A 19,172-nucleotide genomic window follows, 5' to 3' on the forward strand; every position below is an offset into this window, starting at 1 on the left:
ATTGGAGTTTTGGAATGCCAAAATGCTAAAGCGCCAAATTACGGAGGGGAGAAATGAAAAATGAACGACTGCACAAGCTGCCGTGCGTTCGTGGCTCATTTCCCGATAGGCAAAGGTGCAATGGATGCGGCAGAACTTTCTTAACCAACGGAGGAGATACGATGAAAACCCTTACAAAGAGCCTGAGCGCCAGTCTGGCCGCTGCGACCTTTGCACTTGTGACACCCGTGGCCGCGGACACCTATGTGGTGGCCGTGGGTGCGGCGTCGAACAGCCTGCAGGGCAAAAGCGCCGCACGCTTTGCCGAACAACTGCAAGAGCAACTGGGCGACGCCCACACGGTGGAATTCTATGCCGATGCACAGCTCGGCAACGAAAAGGAACTGATGCAGAAGCTGCGTCTGGGCACCGTGGATTTCACGCTGATCTCTTCCATCATGACCAACGTTGCGCCCGAATTTGCGCTATTTGACATGCCGTTTTTGGTACAGGATCGCGCGCACCTAAAAGCAATCGACGCCGAGATCGTGCAGCCCGATTTGGCCCCACTGGCGCGCAAAGTGGGGCTTGAAGTGCTCTCCACTTGGGAAAACGGTTTCCGCCAGATCACCAACAATGCCCGCCCGATCAACACCCCCAGCGATTTGGATGGGCTCAAAATCCGCACGCCGTCTTCTGAATGGCGGGTTTCGATGTTCAAAGAATGGGGCGCAAACCCGACGCCGATGTCTTTCTCTGAAGTGTTCGTCGCCCTTCAGACCGGCACAATGGACGGGCAGGAAAACCCGCTGACCAATATCGTCGGCGCGAATTTCCAAGAGGTGCAGGGCTACCTGAGCCTGACTGGCCACGTCTATTCACCTACCTATCTGACCACCGGGGCCGAAACCTGGTCGAAACTTCCCGATGAGGTCAAAACCGCCGCGACCGAAGTTGCCGCATCCGTTCAGGACTGGTCGCTGGACCAAGGCGAAACCGCCGACGGTGAATTGGTCGAGAAGGTCCGTGCAGCGGGGGTAGAGGTCAATGAGGCCGACAAGGCCGCCTTTATCGAAGCCTCCGCGCCGATCTACGCTGCCTTCTCCAGCCAAGTGCCGGGGGGCGACGCGCTCGTCTCGCGCGCGCAAGAACTGGCCAAGTAAACGCAGCTTCGCCCCGGTTGGCATGGGCTGGCCGGGGCCACTCAGAACAGGAGACAGGCATGGTCGCTAAGATCGAGCGTTTACTTCTTTGGGCAATCGAAACGGTTTGCCTCGCGCTGTTGGTGACACTGGCGGGAGCGGTCGTTTATTCGACCACCATGCGTTACCTCGGTGCATCGCCCGCATGGTACGATGAGATTGCCAGCGTCCTGCTGGCTTGGCTCACCTATTTCGGCGCCGCCTATGCGGTGTTCATGCGCCAGCACATGGGCTTTTCGGGCATCGTCATCGCCTTGCCGAAATCTGCGGCCATCGTGCTGACTTTATTTTCCGAGCTGCTCGTCATCATTTATTTCTCCGTCACAGCTTATTACGGCAATGCCGTCCTGGCGGTGGCGAAATGGGATTCACTGCTGTCCTTGCGCTGGATGACTTTGGACATCGTGCAATCGGTGATCCCGATCGCTTCGGTCTTGATGATCATCGGCACCCTGTTGACCCTGCCGCGCGCCCTGCGCTTGGCCGCGCAAGGGATTGATCCCGAACATGCAGAAATCGACAAAGCCATCGCCGAGGCCGAGGCCGAAACCGCCACGCTCGACCTAAAGGACACCGCCAAATGATCCTCCTTTACACCACCATTGCCCTGATCACCCTGATCTTGATCAACGTGCCCATCGCCGTCGCGATCGGGGTGACCTCCATGGCGGGCTTTCTGCTGACTTCCGGGCCAGACGCCTTCTATGACATGGTGATCAAGCTCTATTCCGGCTCGACCTCCTTTCCGCTGATTGCCATTCCGTTGTTCATTCTGGCGGGCAATCTGATGAACACCTCCGGTATCTCTCTGCGGCTGATCAACTTTGTCACCGCGCTGATCGGTTTTATCCGCGGCGGGCTTGGCATGGTAAACATCGGCGTCTCGATGGTCTTTGCCGAGATCTCTGGCTCGGCTGTGGCCGATGTGGCCGCAACCGGCACCGTCCTGATCCCCGAGATGAAGCGGCGCGGCTATTCACGGACATTGGCGGCGGCGATCACATCCTCTTCGGCATCGCTTGCCATCATCATCCCGCCCTCGATCCCGATGATCCTCTACGGGGCCATTGCCGAAACCTCGGTGATCAAGCTTTTTGTCGCGGGGGTCGTGCCCGGCCTTTTGGGGGCCTTTCTGTTGATGACGGTGACCTATCTGCTGGCCGTTCGCTATGACCTGCCGCGTGCCGAGAGCTTTGATCTGGGCCATGTGGGCCGGACCTTCAAAGAGGCGTTCTGGGCCTTGACCATGCCGGTCATCATCCTTGGCGGTATCTTTTCTGGTTTGGTCACCGCCACCGAAGGCGCGGGGCTTGCGGTTATGGCGGCCTTGGTGATCGGGCTGTTCATCTACCGTGATCTGGATGTGTCCCGGCTCCGCAAGACCATGCTCGAAGGCGTCAGCCAGACTGGCGTGGTGATGCTGCTGGTGTCCACCTCCGCCGCCTTGGGGTTGTTCCTGACCCAAGCGCAGGTGCCGCAAACCTTGGCGGCCCAAATCACCGAAGTCACCACGAACCCGCTGATCGTTCTGGCGCTGTTGAACCTGCTCTTGCTGGTCTTGGGGATGTTCCTGCATGGGGCCGCCGCGATCATCTTGGTCGTGCCGGTGGTGATGCCGCTGGTCAATGCGGTGGGGATTGATCCGATCCACTTCGGTATCATGGTAACGCTGAACCTTGCCATCGGTCAGCAGACCCCGCCTGTGGCATCGGTGCTTATCACATCCTGCTCCATCGCCCGCGCGGGCATCTGGGAAACCTCGCGCACCAACTTGCCGTTCATCGCCGTGCTGGCGTTTGTCCTGCTCTTGGTGACCTATGTGCCCGAAGTCTCCCTCGCGCTGACGCACTACCTTGATTGAGCAAGATCAATGCATTCTCGGGTGGGTGATCCTGCCCGAGAACGCATGCGTTTTGCTGAGACTACGACGGTTTCGCCTCCCGGCGCGGCCATTATCCCTGCGGTGATTGCCCACGTATGGGAAAGGGTTTGGCCGAAGGGCAGCCCCCGACTTCGCCCCCCAGCAAGGCTGGTTTGCAGTACCGCCGCTGTGGCGTCCGGATGAACAAGGCCGCCGTAGCTGCGGCCTCACGGCGCGCCTAGGCCCGCAGCAACCCTGCTAAAACAAACGGCATTTTCCCCCTCTGTCACAAATGTTTTGCATTGTCGGGCCACAAGGGGCCGCAATGCGTCGAAGTATAAATTGACCAAATGGTCTAACGCGCGCATTCTGCCGACAATTAGTACACTAGAAAGAGGATTTCCCATGACACGAACCATTCTGCTGGCCGGCACCATGCTGGCGGGTCTCGCCTCCGTGGCTCAAGCCGACACGCTGCGTCTTTTGACATGGGGCGGTTACGCACCTGAGGACGTGGTCGCGAAATTCGAAGAAGAGACCGGCCATACCGTCGAAGTCACGAAATCCAACAATGAAGAGATGATCGCCAAGCTGCGCGCCACGGGCGGCGGTGGTTTCGACCTCGCCCAGCCTTCGCAAGACCGCATCATGGGCCCGCAGATGGAATTTGGCATCTACAAACCGATCGACGTCTCCAAGCTGAACAAAGAGCTTTTCATCACCTCCATGCTCGATTCGACCATGGCGAACACCACCGTGAACGGCGACGTCTACGGCGTGCCGCATGTCTGGGGCACCTCCGGTCTGGTGATGAACACCGCCGAAGCGGGCGAGACGGTCAAGGATTACACCGACCTCTGCGCGCCGGAAGTGGCGGGTAAGGTTTCTTACCGCCTCAAGCGTCCGACCCTGATCGGTTTCGCCTTCGCGATGGGCGAAGACCCCTTTGCCGCCTATGGCGACGAAGCCAAATACGCCGAGATCATGGGCAAGGTCGAAGCCAAGCTGATCGAATGCAAAGAGAACGTCAAAACCTACTGGGGTGGCGGTGATGAGCTGATGAACCTGCTGCGCTCGGGCGAAGTGACCGCGTCGATGGCATGGGACACCGGCGGTTGGAAGCTGAACGACGACAACGCTGACCTGACCTTCGTGGCCCCGGCCTCGGGCGCTCTGGGCTGGATCGACACCTTCGTTCTGCCCGCCAAAGGGCAGGCCGATGATGTGGCCTATGAGTGGATCAACTTTGTCATGCAGCCCGAAGTCGCGGCGATGATCACCGCAGCGGCGGGCAACTTCACGGCCTCTGCCGGCGCGGATGAGTTTGCCGAAGACAGCCTGAAAGCCAAGTATCAGGCCAGCTTCCCGCAGGAAGCCATCGACAACATCAAATGGTATCCGCCGGTGCCTGCCGGTCTGGAAGCGATCGAAGGCGAAGTGCTGGACCGTGTCCAAGCTGCCAACTGATATTTGACCCTACGAGCGGCACCCTCATCCCGAGGGTGTCGCTTCTTTATACGGAATTCACATGACCCCTGATCTGGAATGCGTCGACCTCGTGAAGCGGTTCGGCGATACCACCGCTGTTAACAACGTCTCCTTCACGGTGCCGCCGGGCAGTTTCTTCTCCATCCTCGGGCCTTCGGGCTGCGGCAAGACGACGATCATGCGGATGATCGCGGGGTTTCTTGACCCGACCTCGGGCGACATTTGGATCAAGGGCGGCTCAGTGCTCGACACGCCACCGAACAAGCGGCCCGTGAACATGGTGTTCCAACATCTGGCGCTTTTCCCGATGATGACGATTGCCGAGAATATCGGCTATGGCCTGCGCCGCCGCGGCATGGCCAAGGGAGAGATCGCGCGCAAAGTCGATGAGGCGCTCGACCGGATTGGCCTGCCGGGGATCGGCGCGCGCAAGGTGGATGAGCTTTCGGGCGGTCAGAAACAACGGGTCGCCATCGCGCGCTGCATGGTGTTGGAGCCTGACGTGCTGCTGCTGGATGAGCCGCTTGGTGCGCTGGACCTGAAACTGCGCGAGCATATGAAGGTTGAGCTGAAATCGCTGCAAGCCGCCTTTGATACGACATTCGTCTATATCACTCACGATCAGTCCGAAGCCTTGGTGATGTCTGACCAGATCGCCGTCATGAGCAACGGGCAGTTTGAGCAGGTCGGCAAGGGGCAAGACCTCTACTACCGCCCCGAAACACCCTTCGTGGCAGGCTTCATCGGTGAATCAAACCGCTGGAAGGGCAAGATCGAGCGGGTTGAGGGCGACGCGCTACAACTGCGCACCGACAGCGGACTGGCGATGCGGGCGACGGGCGCGGGCCTTGCCCAAGGCGCACGCGCCGAGATTTTCGTGCGGCCTGAATCCATTCGTCTTGCCGCCAGCGCCGATGCGCTTGCAGGCTTTGACAATCAACTGACGGGCACGGTGACCGGCCTACTGTTCAACGGCGCGGCTTCGCGCGTGTTGGTGCAGGACGATGTTGGCGAAACGCTCGACGTGACCCTGCCGCAATCGGGGGAATTCTCAAACCTGAAACGCGGCGATGCGGTGCATATCGGCTGGGGTGCGGGGCAGGCGACCTGCTTTGGGGCCGCCTGATGCGCAGCCAATCCCGCATTACATTCTACCTGCTGCTGACGCCTTTGGTGCTCTGGCTGGGTCTGCTGATCATCATCCCGCATATCGACATGCTGCTGATTTCGCTGCGCGAGCGGATCAGCTTTGGCGTCTATGAAACCAGCTTAGCGCAATACGAAAAAGCGCTGACCGAACCGCTGTATCTGCGGACCTTTTGGCGCACGGCGGTGATGTCGGTGCTGGCAACCGCGCTGACGCTGCTGATCGCTTTTCCGGTGTCTTATTACATCGCCAAGATGGCGAAGGGGCGCTTGCAACAGGTGTTGTTCCTGCTCTGTCTGATCCCGTTCTATGTCTCTGAATTGGTGCGTACTTTCGGCTGGATGATCCTGCTGCGCGAGACCGGTCTCGTCTCGAACCTGCTGCAATGGGTGGGTCTGGCGGATCGCCCGGTTGAGATGCTTTATACCGATGCCACGATGATGGTGGGGCTGGTCTATACCTCGATGCTCTTTATGGTGGTGCCGCTTGTCACCACGCTGGAAAGCCTCGACGACAGTGTGATTGAGGCGGGATATGATCTGGGCGGAAGCGGGCTTTCGGTCTTGCGGGAGATCATCATCCCCCACGCCATGCCCGGCATTGTCTCGGGCTGTATCGTGGTCTTCATGCTGAGTCTGGGGAACTACCTGACGCCGACAATGCTGGGCGGCAAAGACAGCCTGTGGTTCACCGAAATGATCTATAACCAGTTCATCGTGCGCTCCAATTGGGAGCTTGGCGCCGCCTTTGGCTTTATGCTTCTGGTGCTGTCTTCGGTGATCGTCTGGGGGATGCTCTGGCTTACGGGCCGGACCCTCAAGGAAACGATGGGGTGATCCAATGATCCCGACAATCCCGCAATCGCGCAGCTTTCGCATCCTCTATGGCGGCTATGTGGCGCTGTTTTTTTTGTACCTGGCCCTGCCACTCACCGTGGTCGCGGTCTTTGCCTTCAACGACAGCCAGTTCCCCTCCCTCCCGTGGGAGGGGTTTACGTGGAATTGGTTCTTTGGCGAGGAGCGCCCGCAGATCGGCGTCTTTCATGAACGCGGCATTCTGCGGTCGGTGGGCACCTCTGCTTTCGTGGCGCTTTGCGTGGCGATCATGTCGGTCTGCGTGGGCACGACGAACGCCTTTTTGTTCAACCGCTATGAGTTTCGCGGCAAGGGGTTTCTCTATGTGTTGATGCTGCTGCCGCTGGTGATCCCCGGCATCGTGCTGGGCATCTCGGTGCTGGTGTTCTCATCCACGCTGGCCAATGGCGTCTGGGACATGGCGCAGATCGACATTCAGGCGCTGCGCCCCGGTCTATTGTTGGTGATCTTGGGGCAGTTCAGCTTTATCACTACCATCGCCACGCTCGTCATCTCGGCCCGCTTGCAGAAGTTCGACCGCACCTTGGAAGAGGCAGCACTGAACCTTGGTGCGGATCGTTTGACGGCGGTGCGCACAATCACGCTGCCGTTCCTCGCACCTGCGATGATTGGGGCGGTCGTGGTGGCGTTTCTCATGAGCTTTGAGAACTTCAACACCACGCTGATGCTGGTAGGCTCTGACGCGCCGCTGACTATCGCCATGTTCGATCGGTTGAAAGAAGGCTCAACCCCGTTGCTGAACGCCGTGTCGCTGTTGTTGATGCTGGGCTCGTCGCTTCTGGCGCTGATGGTGATCTTGTTTCAAAAACGAAGCTAAGACCTCGGCAGGCCCGTGCTGGGCCTGCCGCTTTAGGCTAAAGCGCCCCGCGCACCGCAAGACAAAACCTCTCTAACATATCCGCATCCTCGGCGAGGATGCGCCGCAGCGACCGAGGCAGTTCAAGCTGCACCCCCTCGCCAGAGCGGGTGCGGTTGCAGATGTTCGTCTCATGTACGCCGGGCAGGGTGGTGTTGGGCGCCGCGTCAAAGCCCGCGTCGCGCAGGGCCGCGCCGATGGCATCGCGTAGCGCCTCGGCACGCCCACCAAGCCAGACCGTTTCGGTGCCATCATCCTTGCGCCCATGGATCGCCACGGCCACCGTCGCCTCCGCCACAAGCTCCAACGCCTGCGGCTCGTCAAAGCGGTGCGAGGTGATGTGGAAATCCCCATGCGCCCCGGCCTTCAGCGCCTCGAACAGATAGTAGGAATAGTCGCTTCCCGCGATGGCCTCGGCGATCAGGCTGGTCTCAGGCTCAATCGTGCCGCCGTGGGGCGCCAGAATGATCACCGCGCTGCCGCGATCCTCGGCGCGGATGCGATAGTCGAGATCCGCTGTCATCTCGGCAGAGAGGTCGGCGAAATTGTCGAAACGATCTGTCATGGACTGGCTCCTATCAGTTGGGGGCAGGGGCGGCGCTTAAACGTCGAGCTTGCGCACCGTCTTGCTGATCCGCCCGTCTTTCCGCTCCAGAAGGACAATCTCACCGAATTCGATTTTCAGCCACTCGTCCCCGTCTTCGGTCAGCGGCTCTGACGCGAGTATGGCCGAGGTGGCCCCCCCCTCGGGGCAGGGGTCGATGTCGTAAGAATTCGCATGGTCCTCAAAATTCGCGCCGGTAAGGAGGTAGATCGGCTCAAGCAGCATCGAAAGGGGTAGGTCCTCCTCTCGCAGCTTTTCCCAATCGCCCGTCACATCGGTTTCGCCCTCATGGCCGCAGCCAAAGTTCACGCCGATGATCCGATCCGAACTGACAAGCGCGATCTTGAGTTTGGTCAGCGCCGCAAGATCGAGGTCGCGCGCGGCTTTGCAAATCACCTTCAGTAGTTTTTCAAACCCGCGCTGCACATCGTCATCGCTGTCGCCTTCCAGCAAGGACAGCAGCAGCACATAGAGAAATTCCGTATCCGTCGTGCCGCGCATCTGGGTGAGGTATTGATCTTTGCAATGGGGCAGGAGCTCACGTTGCAACTGCCGCCAATGGGGCAGGGCACCGTTCTGCGCGATGATCCACGGGGTATGGTCAAAGGAAAACGGGTGGCAGTTTTCATCGGCCTGCACGACGCTGGCGTCATAAGAGGCCGCGCGGATATGCGACAGCATCGTATGGGCCTGCAGGCTGGGGATCAGGGTCTTGGCATTGTCGTCGTGAAAGGCCGCTTTGGGCCGGTGATAAAGCAGCGGCGCGTCGGGTTTCAGCAGATGCGCGCTCCAAGCGGCAAAGCCCCAACCGGCCAGTTGCAGGCTGGGGTGAAGTTCCGGATCAAGGCTCTGATTCAGCAGGCTGTTCTCAGGCGCAAGGAGCAGCGACTCGATTGGCAGTTCAGGTCCGATATAGGCGAGGAAGCGGCACATGGTTTTCCTTACTCTTGAGATATTTCAGCGGTTTCACGAAGGGTGTGAAGGGCTGAGATAGAGCGGTGCACGCGGAAATCGACAGGGGGGCCGAACAGGGGGGGCGACAGGGGGCTTGCAGGGGGCGAATGCCCCACCCTGTCGACGACAGGCGCCGCCAACTGGGCTGGGGCGCGGTGGCTTGACCAAAGAGCGCCGCGGGCGGCATCAGATGCGCGCCACCCGCAGTCTGACCTATGATCAAACGTCAGAGATATAGTCCGCCGAGACATAGCCCTGCACCTCTGGCGCATCGGCCAAGGACACCCGACACCAAAGCTGGCCAATCTCGGTCACGCAGTCGCGGCGGTTCAAGATGGTGCCATCGGGCAGCCCCATGATGACCCCAAAATCTAGCCCGGGCCCTGACCGCAGCTTCAAAAGCTCATCCGGTCCGGTGCGGTGGACCATCACCTGATCGGCGGCGATGCCCGCACAACCTGCGGCGAAAATAAGGGTGGAAACGGCTGCGAATGTGATCCTGCGCATGATCTGCCTCTCTTTTGTTTTCTCACGTCATAGATCGAAAACGGGGCTGATCCTAGCCGCCTTATCCCGTAGGCTCTTTGCACTGCTCCAAGGCGCGTTTCAAAGAATGCTCGTCATAGGGTTTCATCAAGCTGACATAGCGCGAGGGCTCGGTCTCGCCTTCGGCATATTCTCGCGGATCGGCCCCAGAGGCGATGATAACCGCGATCTCGGGGCATAGTTGCGTGACGTGCTGCACCAGATCCATGCCAGAGCCGTCGGGCAGGCCGAGATCGGTGAACATGATGTCGAACCGCTCGGCCTCAAGGCTGCGTTCGGCGGCGGCGACGCTGTCGGCTTCGGTCACGGCATAGCCCAGATCGGCAAGCATATCCGCGGTCGCCATGCTGATCAGCGCATCGTCTTCGACCAGCAAAATTTTAGGTGCGTCATCGGGGGCGCTGTGCGCGTCTTCCTGCGCCCCTTGGGCGGCATCGCTGCCGAATTGGCGAGAGAGAATCTCATGAATTTTCAGGGCCAGCCGCTCGCGGGTGTAGGGTTTGCTCAGCAGATCGACCCCTTCGTCGAGCCGCCCGGCGTGGACAATCGCGTTCTGGGTATAGCCCGAAGTAAAGAGCACGCCGACATTCGGCAGATGCGCCTTGGTCTCGCGGGCAAGCTCGGGGCTGCGGATTTTGCCGGGCATGACCACATCGGTGAACAGCAGGTTGATCTTCACCCCGCTTTTGACGATTGCCAACGCGCTATCGGCATTCTCGGCGGTGAGCACGCCATAGCCAAGATCGCGCAGCTGATCGACGGCGGTCTCGCGCACGGCGGCGTCGTCTTCGACCACGAGGATCACCTCACCGCTGCCCGTGGGCGTTTCGGTGGTGGCAGGCAACGGGGCGCTTTCTTCCTGGCGCTGCGTGCGCGGCAGATAGACCCGCACGGTCGTGCCTTGGTTCTCTTCGCTGTAGAGTTTGATATGCCCGCCGGACTGTTTGATGAAGCCGTAAACCATGCTGAGGCCAAGCCCCGTGCCTTCGCCCGTGTCTTTGGTGGTGAAGAAGGGATCAAAGACCTTTTCCATGATCTCCGGTGCGATGCCTGCGCCGGTATCGGTGATCGCCAGCATGACATATTGGCCGGGGGCCACATTCGGGTGACTTTGGGCATAGGCGTCGTCAAGGGCGGCGTTGCCCACTTCGATTGTCAGCTTGCCATGGTGGGCCATCGCGTCGCGCGCATTGATCGCAAGGTTCAGGATCACGTTTTCCAACTGCGCCGGATCGACAAGACAGTTCCACAGCCCGCCCGAGATCACCGTCTCGACCTCGATCCCTTCGCCAAGGGTGCGGCGCAACATGTCGTCCATGCCCCGCACCAATCGGCCAAGGTTTTGCGGCTTCGGCTCCAAGGGTTGCTGCCGCCCAAAGGCGAGCAGTTGCGCGGTCAGCTTTGCGCCGCGCGACACCCCCGCCATGGCGTTGTCGACAAACCGCCGCTTGGCGTCGACCTCGGCCAGTTCCTTTGACAAAAGCTGAAGGTTGCTGCCCACCACCTGAAGCAGGTTGTTGAAATCATGCGCGATGCCGCCAGTGAGTTGGCCCACGGCTTCCATCTTTTGCGCCTGTACCAACTGCGCCTCAAGCCGGTCCCGTTCGGCCATGGCCTCTTCGACCTTGGTTTTCAGCGCGTTGCTGAACTCAAGCTCCGCATTGCGCGCGCGCAGTTCTTCGCGCAGATCGCGGACCTCAATCACTGTGCCCACGGTCTTTCCCGTCTCGTCTTTCATTGGCGAGGCGGTGAACCCTACGGGATAGAAGCTGCCGTCCTTATGGACAAAGGTTTCCTCACCCTGCGTCTGGTGGTTTTCCGGAAAAGCGCGGTCGATGGCGCAGTCTTCGATCGGGAAATGCCGCCCGTCGGGGTGGGTGTGGTGGATCACGTCATGCAGCGGTCTGTTGACGGTTTCCTCGAATTTATAGCCGGTCAACTCTTCGGCTGCGCGGTTCATAAAGACGCATTGCTGTTTGTCGTCCATCATGAAGATGGCCATCGTGGTGTTGCTCAGGATCGCGTCCAGCCGGGCCGAGACTTTGGTCAGCGCCGCGTTGGTCTCTTTCTGTTTGGTGATGTCCTGAATGGCCGCATAAAGGACCTTTTCGCCTTCGGTTGAGATCAGCTGCAAATGGGTCAGAACGCAATACCGCGAGCCGTCCTTGCGCTGGTGGACCGTCTCATATTCAATCGTTGTCGTCTTGCCGTTGATCAGCGGCTCGACGAGGTCCAGAAACGCCTCGCGCGTCAGTTCGGGCTTGATGTCCCACGCCGCCATGCCGCGCAGCTCTTCCATCGAATAGCCAAGGTTCTCCCGCGCGCCGCGATTGGCGAGGGTGAAGGTAAAGTCTTCGACTGAAAACAGGTAAACTTCGCTTGCCGCGTCTTCGACGATCTGCCCAAGGCGATCGCTCGCCAATCTCAATGCTTCTTGCACCATTTTCCTCAAGCTTGTCGGTCGTTGGACCCGGCTAAATTCAACCTGCAAGTTGCAGGGTATATGTAACCTAGTCTTATGAAGCGGCAAGACGAGCGCAAGAAGCACATTCTTTCAAGGGGCGGGTTTTTGCGCAGAAAAACGCGGGCCAGCACCCGCCAAGATTGGCGGATGCCGGAGAGGATGAGAGGCTACGCGACGCGGTGGCCCATGGCATAGACCGACCGCAGGATCGGCGCATCTTTCATCACCTCGAACAGGATCAGATCGGCCCGCGCACCCAAGGCGATCTCGCCCCGGTCGGTCAGGCCTACGTGATGCGCGGGCGTGCGGGTGACGGTCGCCAGCCCCCGCGCCATATCGCCCCAAAGATTGCCCAGTTGCACCGCCCCCAACAGCAGGGCCGCGGGGACATAGTCAGACGACAGAATATCGAGCAGATCCAGTTCCGCCAATTCCTTTGCCGCCACATTGCCCGAATGCGACCCGCCGCGCACGAGGTTCGGCGCGCCCATGATCGTTGCGATGTCTTGGGCGTGACAGGCCTCTGCCGCCGCGCGGGTGGTGGGGAATTCGGCCAAGCGCACGCCGTGGGCGTGGCTGGTCGCGACCTGCTCGGCTGTGGTGTCATCGTGGCTCGCCAGTGCGGCGCCATAATGCGCGGCGGCTGCCACGGCTGCCGCCTCATGTTTCGCGCCCAGCCGTTCTTGCAGCCCATGTAGGAAGGTGACGTAATCGCCGAAATCCTCACGCGGCAGACCGTTTTTGCCGCAGACGTAATCCTCGAATTTTTGCACATCGCGGAATTGCCGCTGGCCGGGGGTGTGGTCCATCAGGCTGACAATGCCGACTTTGTCGTCGGGGCCAAACTCGGCCAGTTCTTCCTCCAGCGTTTCCGAACAGATCTCGGCCCGCAGGTGAATATGGTGGCTGATCGCCAGCGCCCCGCTGTCGCGCATCATCAGGATTTCATCGGCCATGTCGCGGGCATATTTGCCATAGCGCTTGCGTCCCGCGTCCGACAGGATCGACCCCACCCGGATCGCGTCGAAAACCGTGGTGATCCCGGTGCCCGCCAACTCGCGGTCATGGGCGATGATCGCCGCGCGGTGCGGCCAGTCGACCTTGGGGCGCGGTTTCATATGGCGCTCAAGGTTGTCGGTGTGCAGTTCCACCAGACCGGGGGCGAGGTAGCGGCCTGCGCAATCGACCGCCCCCTGTGGCACGGCGGTGCCTTCGGCGATATCGGCGATCACCCCGTCGCGCAGCACCACGCTGCCGGGGATTACCGCATCGGGCAGAATGATTTTGGCATTGGCGAGAATGGTTTCTTTTGTCATGTGAACGTCACGCTTGTTGCGCATCCATGGATGCAGGGAGAAGATGAATGAAGTTCCACCGCTACGCGATCTATTACACGCCGCAGGGCAGTTTGGCCGAAGCCGGAGCCGCTTGGCTGGGCTGGGATGTGGCGCGCGGGCAGGCCGTGGCGCATCCTGAAGTGGCCGCGCTGGACGTGGCCGCCGTGACCGAAACACCGCGCAAATACGGGCTGCATGCGACGATCAAACCGCCCTTTGTTTTGGCCGAAGGCACATCGGCTGACGGCCTGCAATCCGCGTTCGAGACAGTTTGTGCGCAGCTTGCCCCCGTCACGCTGGACGGTCTGACCCTGACCCCGCTGGGCCGCTTTCTGGCGCTGACGCCTGAAGGGGACGCCGCCGCGCTCAATGCCATGGCCGCCGAGGTGGTGCGCGGGCTCGATGCCTTTCGCGCACCCCCGGCAGGGGCGGATTTGGCCCGCCGCCGCCAAGCCAACCTGACCCCGGCGCAAGAGGCGAACCTGACGAAATGGGGCTATCCTTACGTGATGGAGGCGTTTCGCTTTCACCTCACACTGACCGGCAAGCTCCCGAAAAGCGATCTGCCACAGGTCACCGCGGCGCTGGCCCCCTATATCGCGCCGCACCTGCCGCAGCCCTTCACGCTGGGCAGTCTGACGCTGGTGGGGCAGGCCGAAGACGGTATGTTCCACGAGGTTCACCGCGCCGCCCTCTCGGGATAGAGCGCCGCCAACGCCTGAGCCACGGTCTGCTTGAGCGGGCCGGAGTTGTCGATCTCTATCGCTGCGATATGGTCGGGCAGGGCGCGGTCGGCCCGGGCCAACCGGGCGGAGATTTCCGCCTCGGTTTCGCGCCCACGGCCCCGCAGCCGGTCTGCCAATACGTCGGGCGAAGCGGTCAGCGACAGCACTTCGAACCGCGCAAACCGCAGCTTTGCCTCGGTCAGCATGCTGCGAGAGAGGTTCGCCAGCACGTCGCGCCCCTCGGCTAGGGCCGTCTCCACCGCGATGGGGATGCCATAGCGCAACCCATGCGCGGCCCAACTCAAGGCAAAGGCGCCATCTGCCTCCAACCGCAGGAACGCGGCCTCATCGATCCCGTCAAAGTCTTCGCCCCCCGCAGCACTTGGGCGGGTGATGGCGCGGCGGGCGAGGAACAAATCGGGCTGCGCTTCCGCCAGCGCCGCCATCACGCTGTCCTTGCCCACACCCGACGGGCCGACCACCGCGATAAAACGCCCGCTCATGCGGCCAGTCCGGGGGTGAAACGGGTCACGTCCACTTCGCGGTCACAGATCTGGTCGCGGGCGGCCTCATCATGGAAGATGCCCAAGATCGCCGTGCCGCGGGCCTTGGCTTCTTCGATCAGCGCCAGCACCGTGGCGCGGTTGATGGCATCAAGGCTCGCCGTCGGCTCATCCAGCAGCAAGACGGGGTAGGGGTGCGCAAAGCCGCGCGCGATGTTCACCCGCTGCTGCTCGCCGCCTGAAAAGGTCGTGGGGCTGAGCTGCCAAAGCCGCTGCGGGATGTTGAGCTGCGCCAGCAGTTCTCCGGCCCGCGCCCGTGCCTCGGCTTCGTTGCTGCCCACCGCGCGAAGCGGTTCGGCCACCACATCAAGCGTCGCCACCCGCGGCACGACGCGCAAAAACTGGCTGACATAGCCCAGCACGTTGCGGCGCAGGTCCAGAATCTCACGCGGGGCGGCGCAGGCGACATCCAGATCGCCCACCATGATCCGGCCCGAGGCGGTCAGATAGTTGCCATAGATCATCCGCATCAGCGTTGATTTCCCGGCCCCCGAGGCCCCGGTCAGCGCCACGCATTCGCCGCGTGCCACGGTCAATTCACCGCCGCGCATCACCGGGATCACCGCCGCACCCTGATTGTGCAGGGTGAAGGATTTACTTACATTTTCCACGCGTATCATGGGTTCAGCCTTGTTTAACCTATTGTTAACGTTTGTCCTTTGTTTCGCGTGCGAAACATTTCCCTGCACCGTCAAACCTGTAGCACGCTAGAGACCAAAAGCTGCGTATAGCCATGCTGCGGGTCGTCCAACACCTGATCGGTTAGCCCGGTTTCCACCACATGGCCGTCCTTCATCACCATCAGCCGGTCCGCCAGCAGCCGCACCACCGCCAGATCATGGGTCACGATGATTGCGCTCAGCCCCATCTCGCGCACCAAGCCGCGCAGGAGGTCGAGCAGCCGTGCTTGCACGCTCACATCCAGCCCGCCGGTGGGTTCGTCCATGAAGACCAGCCGCGGCCCGGTCACGAGGTTGCGGGCAATCTGCAAACGCTGCTGCATCCCGCCCGAGAAGGCCGAAGGCCGGTCATCGATCCGATCTTCGTTGATCTCCACTCGGCCCAGCCAATCGGTGGCGCTGGCGCGGATGTCGCCGTAATGCCGTGCGCCCACGGCCATCAGCCGCTCGCCCACATTGCCGCCCGCGCTCACATTCATGCGCAGCCCGTCGCGGGCGTGCTGGTGGACAAAGGCCCAATCGGTGCGCGACAACATGCGGCGCTCCGGCTCGCTCATCGTCACCGTGTCGCGCAGGCCATCGGCGCGGGTGTCGAAACGCACCGCCCCGCGATCCGGTGTCAGATGCCCCGCCAGTGTGTTCAGCAGCGTGGATTTGCCCGAGCCGCTTTCGCCGACGATGCCCATCACCTCACCGGGGTAGAGGTCAAAGCTGACATCGGTGCAGCCGATCCGCGCACCATAGAATTTCGCGATGTTTTCAACTTGCAATAAAGGGGTCATGCCACGCTCTCCAACACAGGGGCCGCTTCCGCGCCGCGATGTCCGGCGGCCTGACGGGCCGCGCAATAATCGGTGTCGGAGCACATGAACAAGCGCCCGCCTGCGTCATCGACGATCAACTCATCCAGATAGCTGTCCTCGGCCCCGCAAAGCCCGCAGGGGTGGTCTGCCTTGCTGGCCTCAAAGGGGTAGTCCTCAAAATCTAGCGACACGACCTGCGTATAGGGCGGCAGCGCATAGATCCGCTGCTCGCGCCCTGCGCCGAAGAGTTGGATCGCGGCCATTTCCAGTTTCGGATTGTCGAATTTCGGGATCGGCGAGGGGTCCATCACATAGCGCCCCTCGACCTTGACCGGATAGGCATAGGCCGTGGCAATCGCGCCGTGTTGGGCGATGTCTTCGTAAAGTTTTACATGCATCAGCCCGTATTCCTCCAGCGCGTGCATTTTGCGGGTCTCGACTTCCGAAGGTTCAAGAAAGCGCAGCGGTTCGGGGATCGGCACCTGATAGACCAGCACCTGATCTTCGCGCAGCGCGGCTTCGGGAATGCGGTGGCGGGTCTGGATGACGCTGGCCTCGGTCGTGGCTTCGGTCACCGCGACCCCGGCGGTCTTCTGGAAAAAGCGGCGGATCGAGACGGCGTTGGTCGTGTCATCCGCGCCTTGGTCGATCACCTTGAAAGTATCCTCGGGCGTCAGCACGGCGGCAGACACCTGCACCCCGCCCGTGCCCCAGCCGTAGGGCATCGGCATTTCGCGGCTGGCAAAGGGCACCTGATAGCCCGGGATCGCCAGCCCTTTCAGGATCGCGCGGCGGATCATCCGTTTGGTCTGCTCATCCAGATAGGCAAAGTTGTAGTCGTTCATGCCCCGGTCCTCATTCGTGTATTGTTCGCTCGGTGTCATGGCGGGGCTCATTCTGCGGCCTCCCGCGGCGCGTCTTGGGCCGCCGTTGCCTCGCGGCGCAGCTTGCGGATCAGTTCAAGTTCGGATTGGAAATCGACGTAATGGGGCAGTTTGATATGCTCCAAGAACCCCGTCGCTTGGATGTTATCCGCATGATAAAGCACGAATTCCGCATCCTGCGCAGGCGCGCCGAGGTTGTCTTCGCCCAGTTCCTCCCAACGCAATGCCCGGTCCACCAGCGCCATGGAGATCGCCTTGCGCTCGGACATGCCGAAGACCAGCCCATAGCCACGGGTGAACTGCGGCGGCTCGGACTTGGAGCCCGTGAATTGGTTCACCGTTTCGCATTCGGTCAGCTCAACCTCGCCGATCTCGATGGCGAAACCCAGTTCGGGAATGTCCATCTCGACCGCCACTTTGCCGATGCGCAGTTCCGCGACGAAAGCGTGGTTGCGCGCATAGCCGCGCTGGGTGGAGTAGGCCATGCCAAGCACGAAACCTTCGTCGCCGCGGGTCAGCGCTTGCAGGCGCAGGTCGCGGGTGGCGGGCAGTTCCAGCGGCTCGCGGGTCAGATCGCGCGGCGGGGTGCTGGTATCCGTGTCGCGCTGCATCAGCCCTTCGCGGTCGAGGAATTCCATGATGTGCGGCGTGTCTTTAGAAGGCTCGGCATCGGCCACTTCGGGCGCGGACGGCACCTCACCATCGGCGGCCAGTTTGAAATCAAGCAGCCGGTGCGTGTAGTCGAAGGTCGGCCCCAAGACCTGCCCGCCCGGCGCATCCTTGAAGGTGGCCGAGACGCGGCGGTCGCAGGCCATTAAGCCAGTCTCCATCGGGCGCGAGGCGCCAAACCGGGGCAGGGTGGTGCGATAGGCGCGGATCAAGAACACCGCTTCGATCAGATCGCCCCGCGCCTGTTTGATCGCCAGCGCGGCGAGGTCAGGGTCATAGAGCGAGCCTTCGGCCATCACCCGGTTCACCGCCAGCGTCATCTGTTCACGAATTTGCGCAACGCTCAGGTCCGGCACGCTTGCGTCACCGCGCCGCTCCTCGGCAAGCCATGCGTGGGCGTTGTCGATCGCCCGCTCGCCGCCTTTTACCGCTACATACATCAGGACACCTTTGTGCTTCGGGGCAGCGCCGCCAGACGGTCGCCGCAGGTGAAAATGAAATCCAAACCGCGCGGGAAGAGCGCCGCGTTTTGTTGGAAGGCCGCGCGGTCGGGCAGCGACAGCGCGGTGCGGCCTTTGATGCCGGGGCCGGTGAGGGTTGCGCCGTTGGCCTGTAGATCATCCACCTCGACGATCAGCGTTGCGGAACGGTCGGGGTAGGCGGCGGTCCCGAGGGGGAAGTCGCTGAGGGGCAGTTCTGCCCAAGTGCCCAAGGCGAATTGAGCGGCGCTGGCCGGGACGAAGGGCGCGCCGGTGTGGAAGGTAATCCAGTCGCGAAGCTCGGGCCGGTCGAGGCTGGGGGCGAGGTAGAGTGGCGTTTCGGGATCGCAGAGCGTCAGCAGCACGACCCCGGCGGCGATGGAGAGGCCCGCAGGCGGTTCGGCCCCGGTCACGCTGTTGATCTCACCCGGTTTGGCCATGGCGTTCATCACCGCGCGAAAGGCGAAAGCGGCGTCTTTCGGCGCGTCGCGAAACCCGCCTGTCAGCGATAGGGTCTGCATCAGTCTTCTCCTCTGACCATGGTGAAAAAATCGACCTTTGTGGCGGCGGCTTTGGCGGCGCGGCGGGCGCGGCGTTGGCCCTCGATCTCGGCCAGTGGGTCGAGCAGATTGCTGCGGACCTCATTGGCGGCATCGCTCTGCATCAAGGCATCAACGAGGGCGGCTTGCAGCGCCTTGTCGCGGCTGCGGCCTTGGACATAGGCGTGGCCGTCAGGCCCATCCGCAAGCCGCACCGAACAGCGCGTGACCGACATTTCGCCCATGTTAAAGGCATCGCCCACGGCGCCCATCCGGCCCCGCAGCATGACGCCACCGATCTCTGGCGCGCGGAGCAGGTCATGGGCTGGAACCGCGCCGTAGCGCGCCCAGAGCTGGGCCAGATCAGCGGCCTCGGCCCGCGCGAGCAGGCCCATCCAAGCCTGCCGATCGCGGGTCTTTTCTTTGATTTCAACCGTCATCTAGACACCTTGTGCATTTGTCTAATTTACTATACAACTAGACAAGTATTAGCCGCTGGCCTCCCGCTGGCGCAAGC

General features: G+C 61.5%; 20 protein-coding genes. 8 read left to right on the forward strand and 12 right to left on the reverse strand.

Annotated features, from left to right (window positions below):
* Positions 1-161 precede the first annotated feature (161 nt).
* From B5M07_RS05330 to B5M07_RS05360, 7 genes are all read left to right on the forward strand, one after another.
* Positions 162-1,142, forward strand: coding sequence for a TRAP transporter substrate-binding protein (locus B5M07_RS05330; protein ID WP_120350528.1), 981 nt, complete (start codon positions 162-164; stop codon positions 1,140-1,142).
* A gap of 59 nt (positions 1,143-1,201) precedes the next feature.
* The gene (locus tag B5M07_RS05335; RefSeq protein ID WP_120350529.1) at positions 1,202-1,765 is read left to right on the forward strand and encodes a TRAP transporter small permease; all 564 of its coding nucleotides are present in this window, start codon (positions 1,202-1,204) and stop codon (positions 1,763-1,765) included.
* Entirely contained in the window at positions 1,762-3,042 is a 1,281-nt protein-coding gene (locus tag B5M07_RS05340) for a TRAP transporter large permease (protein ID WP_120350530.1), read from the forward strand. The genes B5M07_RS05335 and B5M07_RS05340 overlap by 4 nt, the downstream gene beginning before the upstream one ends.
* Positions 3,043-3,447: 405 nt before the next feature.
* Positions 3,448-4,509, forward strand: a complete 1,062-nt coding sequence (locus B5M07_RS05345) for an extracellular solute-binding protein (protein ID WP_120350531.1) — start codon at positions 3,448-3,450, stop codon at positions 4,507-4,509.
* Positions 4,510-4,570: 61 nt separating this feature from the next.
* On the forward strand, positions 4,571-5,656 hold the full coding sequence (locus B5M07_RS05350) for an ABC transporter ATP-binding protein (RefSeq protein ID WP_120350532.1): 1,086 nt from the start codon (positions 4,571-4,573) through the stop codon (positions 5,654-5,656).
* A complete protein-coding gene (locus B5M07_RS05355; protein ID WP_067623229.1) occupies positions 5,656-6,513 on the forward strand; it encodes an ABC transporter permease in 858 nt (285 codons plus the stop codon). Before B5M07_RS05350 ends, B5M07_RS05355 begins: the two co-directional genes overlap by 1 nt.
* A 4-nt stretch (positions 6,514-6,517) precedes the next feature.
* Entirely contained in the window at positions 6,518-7,369 is an 852-nt protein-coding gene (locus tag B5M07_RS05360; RefSeq protein WP_120350533.1) for an ABC transporter permease, read from the forward strand.
* A 37-nt stretch (positions 7,370-7,406) separates the two neighbouring features.
* Here the strand turns inward: B5M07_RS05360 and B5M07_RS05365 are convergent, their stop codons facing one another.
* From B5M07_RS05365 to B5M07_RS05385, 5 genes are all read right to left on the reverse strand, one after another.
* The gene (locus B5M07_RS05365) at positions 7,407-7,973 is read right to left on the reverse strand and encodes a poly-gamma-glutamate hydrolase family protein (RefSeq protein WP_120350534.1); all 567 of its coding nucleotides are present in this window, start codon (positions 7,971-7,973) and stop codon (positions 7,407-7,409) included.
* Between the two features lie 36 nt (positions 7,974-8,009).
* Complete coding sequence (locus B5M07_RS05370; RefSeq protein WP_120350535.1) at positions 8,010-8,945, reverse strand: class II glutamine amidotransferase; 936 nt, start codon at positions 8,943-8,945, stop codon at positions 8,010-8,012.
* 240 nt (positions 8,946-9,185) lie between these two features.
* Positions 9,186-9,473, reverse strand: a complete 288-nt coding sequence (locus B5M07_RS05375) for an SH3 domain-containing protein (protein WP_120350536.1) — start codon at positions 9,471-9,473, stop codon at positions 9,186-9,188.
* Between the two features lie 61 nt (positions 9,474-9,534).
* Entirely contained in the window at positions 9,535-11,934 is a 2,400-nt protein-coding gene (locus B5M07_RS05380) for a PAS domain S-box protein (RefSeq protein WP_254693961.1), read from the reverse strand.
* A 209-nt stretch (positions 11,935-12,143) separates the two neighbouring features.
* Positions 12,144-13,292, reverse strand: a complete 1,149-nt coding sequence (locus B5M07_RS05385) for an alpha-D-ribose 1-methylphosphonate 5-triphosphate diphosphatase (protein WP_120350538.1) — start codon at positions 13,290-13,292, stop codon at positions 12,144-12,146.
* Between the two features lie 47 nt (positions 13,293-13,339).
* On the opposite strand from B5M07_RS05385, the gene B5M07_RS05390 reads away from it, so the two are divergent.
* The gene (locus B5M07_RS05390) at positions 13,340-14,017 is read left to right on the forward strand and encodes a DUF1045 domain-containing protein (protein WP_120350539.1); all 678 of its coding nucleotides are present in this window, start codon (positions 13,340-13,342) and stop codon (positions 14,015-14,017) included.
* On the opposite strand, the gene phnN is transcribed toward B5M07_RS05390, so the two are convergent.
* The 7 genes from phnN to phnG all read right to left on the reverse strand — a co-directional run bounded on the left by phnN (position 13,993) and on the right by phnG (position 19,095).
* On the reverse strand, positions 13,993-14,541 hold the full coding sequence (phnN, locus tag B5M07_RS05395) for a phosphonate metabolism protein/1,5-bisphosphokinase (PRPP-forming) PhnN (RefSeq protein WP_120350540.1): 549 nt from the start codon (positions 14,539-14,541) through the stop codon (positions 13,993-13,995). The two genes, B5M07_RS05390 and phnN, sit on opposite strands and share 25 nt — an antisense overlap.
* Entirely contained in the window at positions 14,538-15,221 is a 684-nt protein-coding gene (gene phnL / locus B5M07_RS05400; RefSeq protein ID WP_120350541.1) for a phosphonate C-P lyase system protein PhnL, read from the reverse strand. The genes phnN and phnL overlap by 4 nt, the downstream gene beginning before the upstream one ends.
* 71 nt (positions 15,222-15,292) lie before the next feature.
* Complete coding sequence (gene phnK, locus B5M07_RS05405) at positions 15,293-16,063, reverse strand: phosphonate C-P lyase system protein PhnK (protein ID WP_007117460.1); 771 nt, start codon at positions 16,061-16,063, stop codon at positions 15,293-15,295.
* Positions 16,060-16,929, reverse strand: coding sequence for an alpha-D-ribose 1-methylphosphonate 5-phosphate C-P-lyase PhnJ (locus B5M07_RS05410; protein ID WP_120352157.1), 870 nt, complete (start codon positions 16,927-16,929; stop codon positions 16,060-16,062). The genes phnK and B5M07_RS05410 overlap by 4 nt, the downstream gene beginning before the upstream one ends.
* 47 nt (positions 16,930-16,976) lie before the next feature.
* Positions 16,977-18,077: a carbon-phosphorus lyase complex subunit PhnI gene (locus B5M07_RS05415; protein WP_120350542.1), complete on the reverse strand. Its 1,101-nt coding sequence runs from the start codon at positions 18,075-18,077 to the stop codon at positions 16,977-16,979.
* On the reverse strand, positions 18,077-18,637 hold the full coding sequence (phnH, locus tag B5M07_RS05420) for a phosphonate C-P lyase system protein PhnH (protein ID WP_120350543.1): 561 nt from the start codon (positions 18,635-18,637) through the stop codon (positions 18,077-18,079). The genes B5M07_RS05415 and phnH overlap by 1 nt, the downstream gene beginning before the upstream one ends.
* Positions 18,637-19,095: a phosphonate C-P lyase system protein PhnG gene (gene phnG, locus B5M07_RS05425; RefSeq protein ID WP_120350544.1), complete on the reverse strand. Its 459-nt coding sequence runs from the start codon at positions 19,093-19,095 to the stop codon at positions 18,637-18,639. Before phnG ends, phnH begins: the two co-directional genes overlap by 1 nt.
* Positions 19,096-19,172: the final 77 nt, after the last annotated feature.

It is taken from the genome of Sulfitobacter sp. D7 (genome assembly GCF_003611275.1).
Lineage (GTDB): Bacteria > Pseudomonadota > Alphaproteobacteria > Rhodobacterales > Rhodobacteraceae > Sulfitobacter > Sulfitobacter profundi.

Coding starts and splice junctions, on each gene's coding strand:
- B5M07_RS05330 (WP_120350528.1), top strand. CDS start 162: ATGAAAACCCTTACAAAGAGCCTGAGCGCCAGTCTGGCCGCTGCGACC.
- B5M07_RS05335 (WP_120350529.1), top strand. CDS start 1,202: ATGGTCGCTAAGATCGAGCGTTTACTTCTTTGGGCAATCGAAACGGTT.
- B5M07_RS05340 (WP_120350530.1), top strand. CDS start 1,762: ATGATCCTCCTTTACACCACCATTGCCCTGATCACCCTGATCTTGATC.
- B5M07_RS05345 (WP_120350531.1), top strand. CDS start 3,448: ATGACACGAACCATTCTGCTGGCCGGCACCATGCTGGCGGGTCTCGCC.
- B5M07_RS05350 (WP_120350532.1), top strand. CDS start 4,571: ATGACCCCTGATCTGGAATGCGTCGACCTCGTGAAGCGGTTCGGCGAT.
- B5M07_RS05355 (WP_067623229.1), top strand. CDS start 5,656: ATGCGCAGCCAATCCCGCATTACATTCTACCTGCTGCTGACGCCTTTG.
- B5M07_RS05360 (WP_120350533.1), top strand. CDS start 6,518: ATGATCCCGACAATCCCGCAATCGCGCAGCTTTCGCATCCTCTATGGC.
- B5M07_RS05365 (WP_120350534.1), bottom strand. CDS start 7,973: ATGACAGATCGTTTCGACAATTTCGCCGACCTCTCTGCCGAGATGACA.
- B5M07_RS05370 (WP_120350535.1), bottom strand. CDS start 8,945: ATGTGCCGCTTCCTCGCCTATATCGGACCTGAACTGCCAATCGAGTCG.
- B5M07_RS05375 (WP_120350536.1), bottom strand. CDS start 9,473: ATGCGCAGGATCACATTCGCAGCCGTTTCCACCCTTATTTTCGCCGCA.
- B5M07_RS05385 (WP_120350538.1), bottom strand. CDS start 13,292: ATGACAAAAGAAACCATTCTCGCCAATGCCAAAATCATTCTGCCCGAT.
- B5M07_RS05390 (WP_120350539.1), top strand. CDS start 13,340: ATGAAGTTCCACCGCTACGCGATCTATTACACGCCGCAGGGCAGTTTG.
- phnN (WP_120350540.1), bottom strand. CDS start 14,541: ATGAGCGGGCGTTTTATCGCGGTGGTCGGCCCGTCGGGTGTGGGCAAG.
- phnL (WP_120350541.1), bottom strand. CDS start 15,221: ATGATACGCGTGGAAAATGTAAGTAAATCCTTCACCCTGCACAATCAG.
- phnK (WP_007117460.1), bottom strand. CDS start 16,063: ATGACCCCTTTATTGCAAGTTGAAAACATCGCGAAATTCTATGGTGCG.
- B5M07_RS05410 (WP_120352157.1), bottom strand. CDS start 16,929: ATGAACGACTACAACTTTGCCTATCTGGATGAGCAGACCAAACGGATG.
- B5M07_RS05415 (WP_120350542.1), bottom strand. CDS start 18,077: ATGTATGTAGCGGTAAAAGGCGGCGAGCGGGCGATCGACAACGCCCAC.
- phnH (WP_120350543.1), bottom strand. CDS start 18,637: ATGCAGACCCTATCGCTGACAGGCGGGTTTCGCGACGCGCCGAAAGAC.
- phnG (WP_120350544.1), bottom strand. CDS start 19,095: ATGACGGTTGAAATCAAAGAAAAGACCCGCGATCGGCAGGCTTGGATG.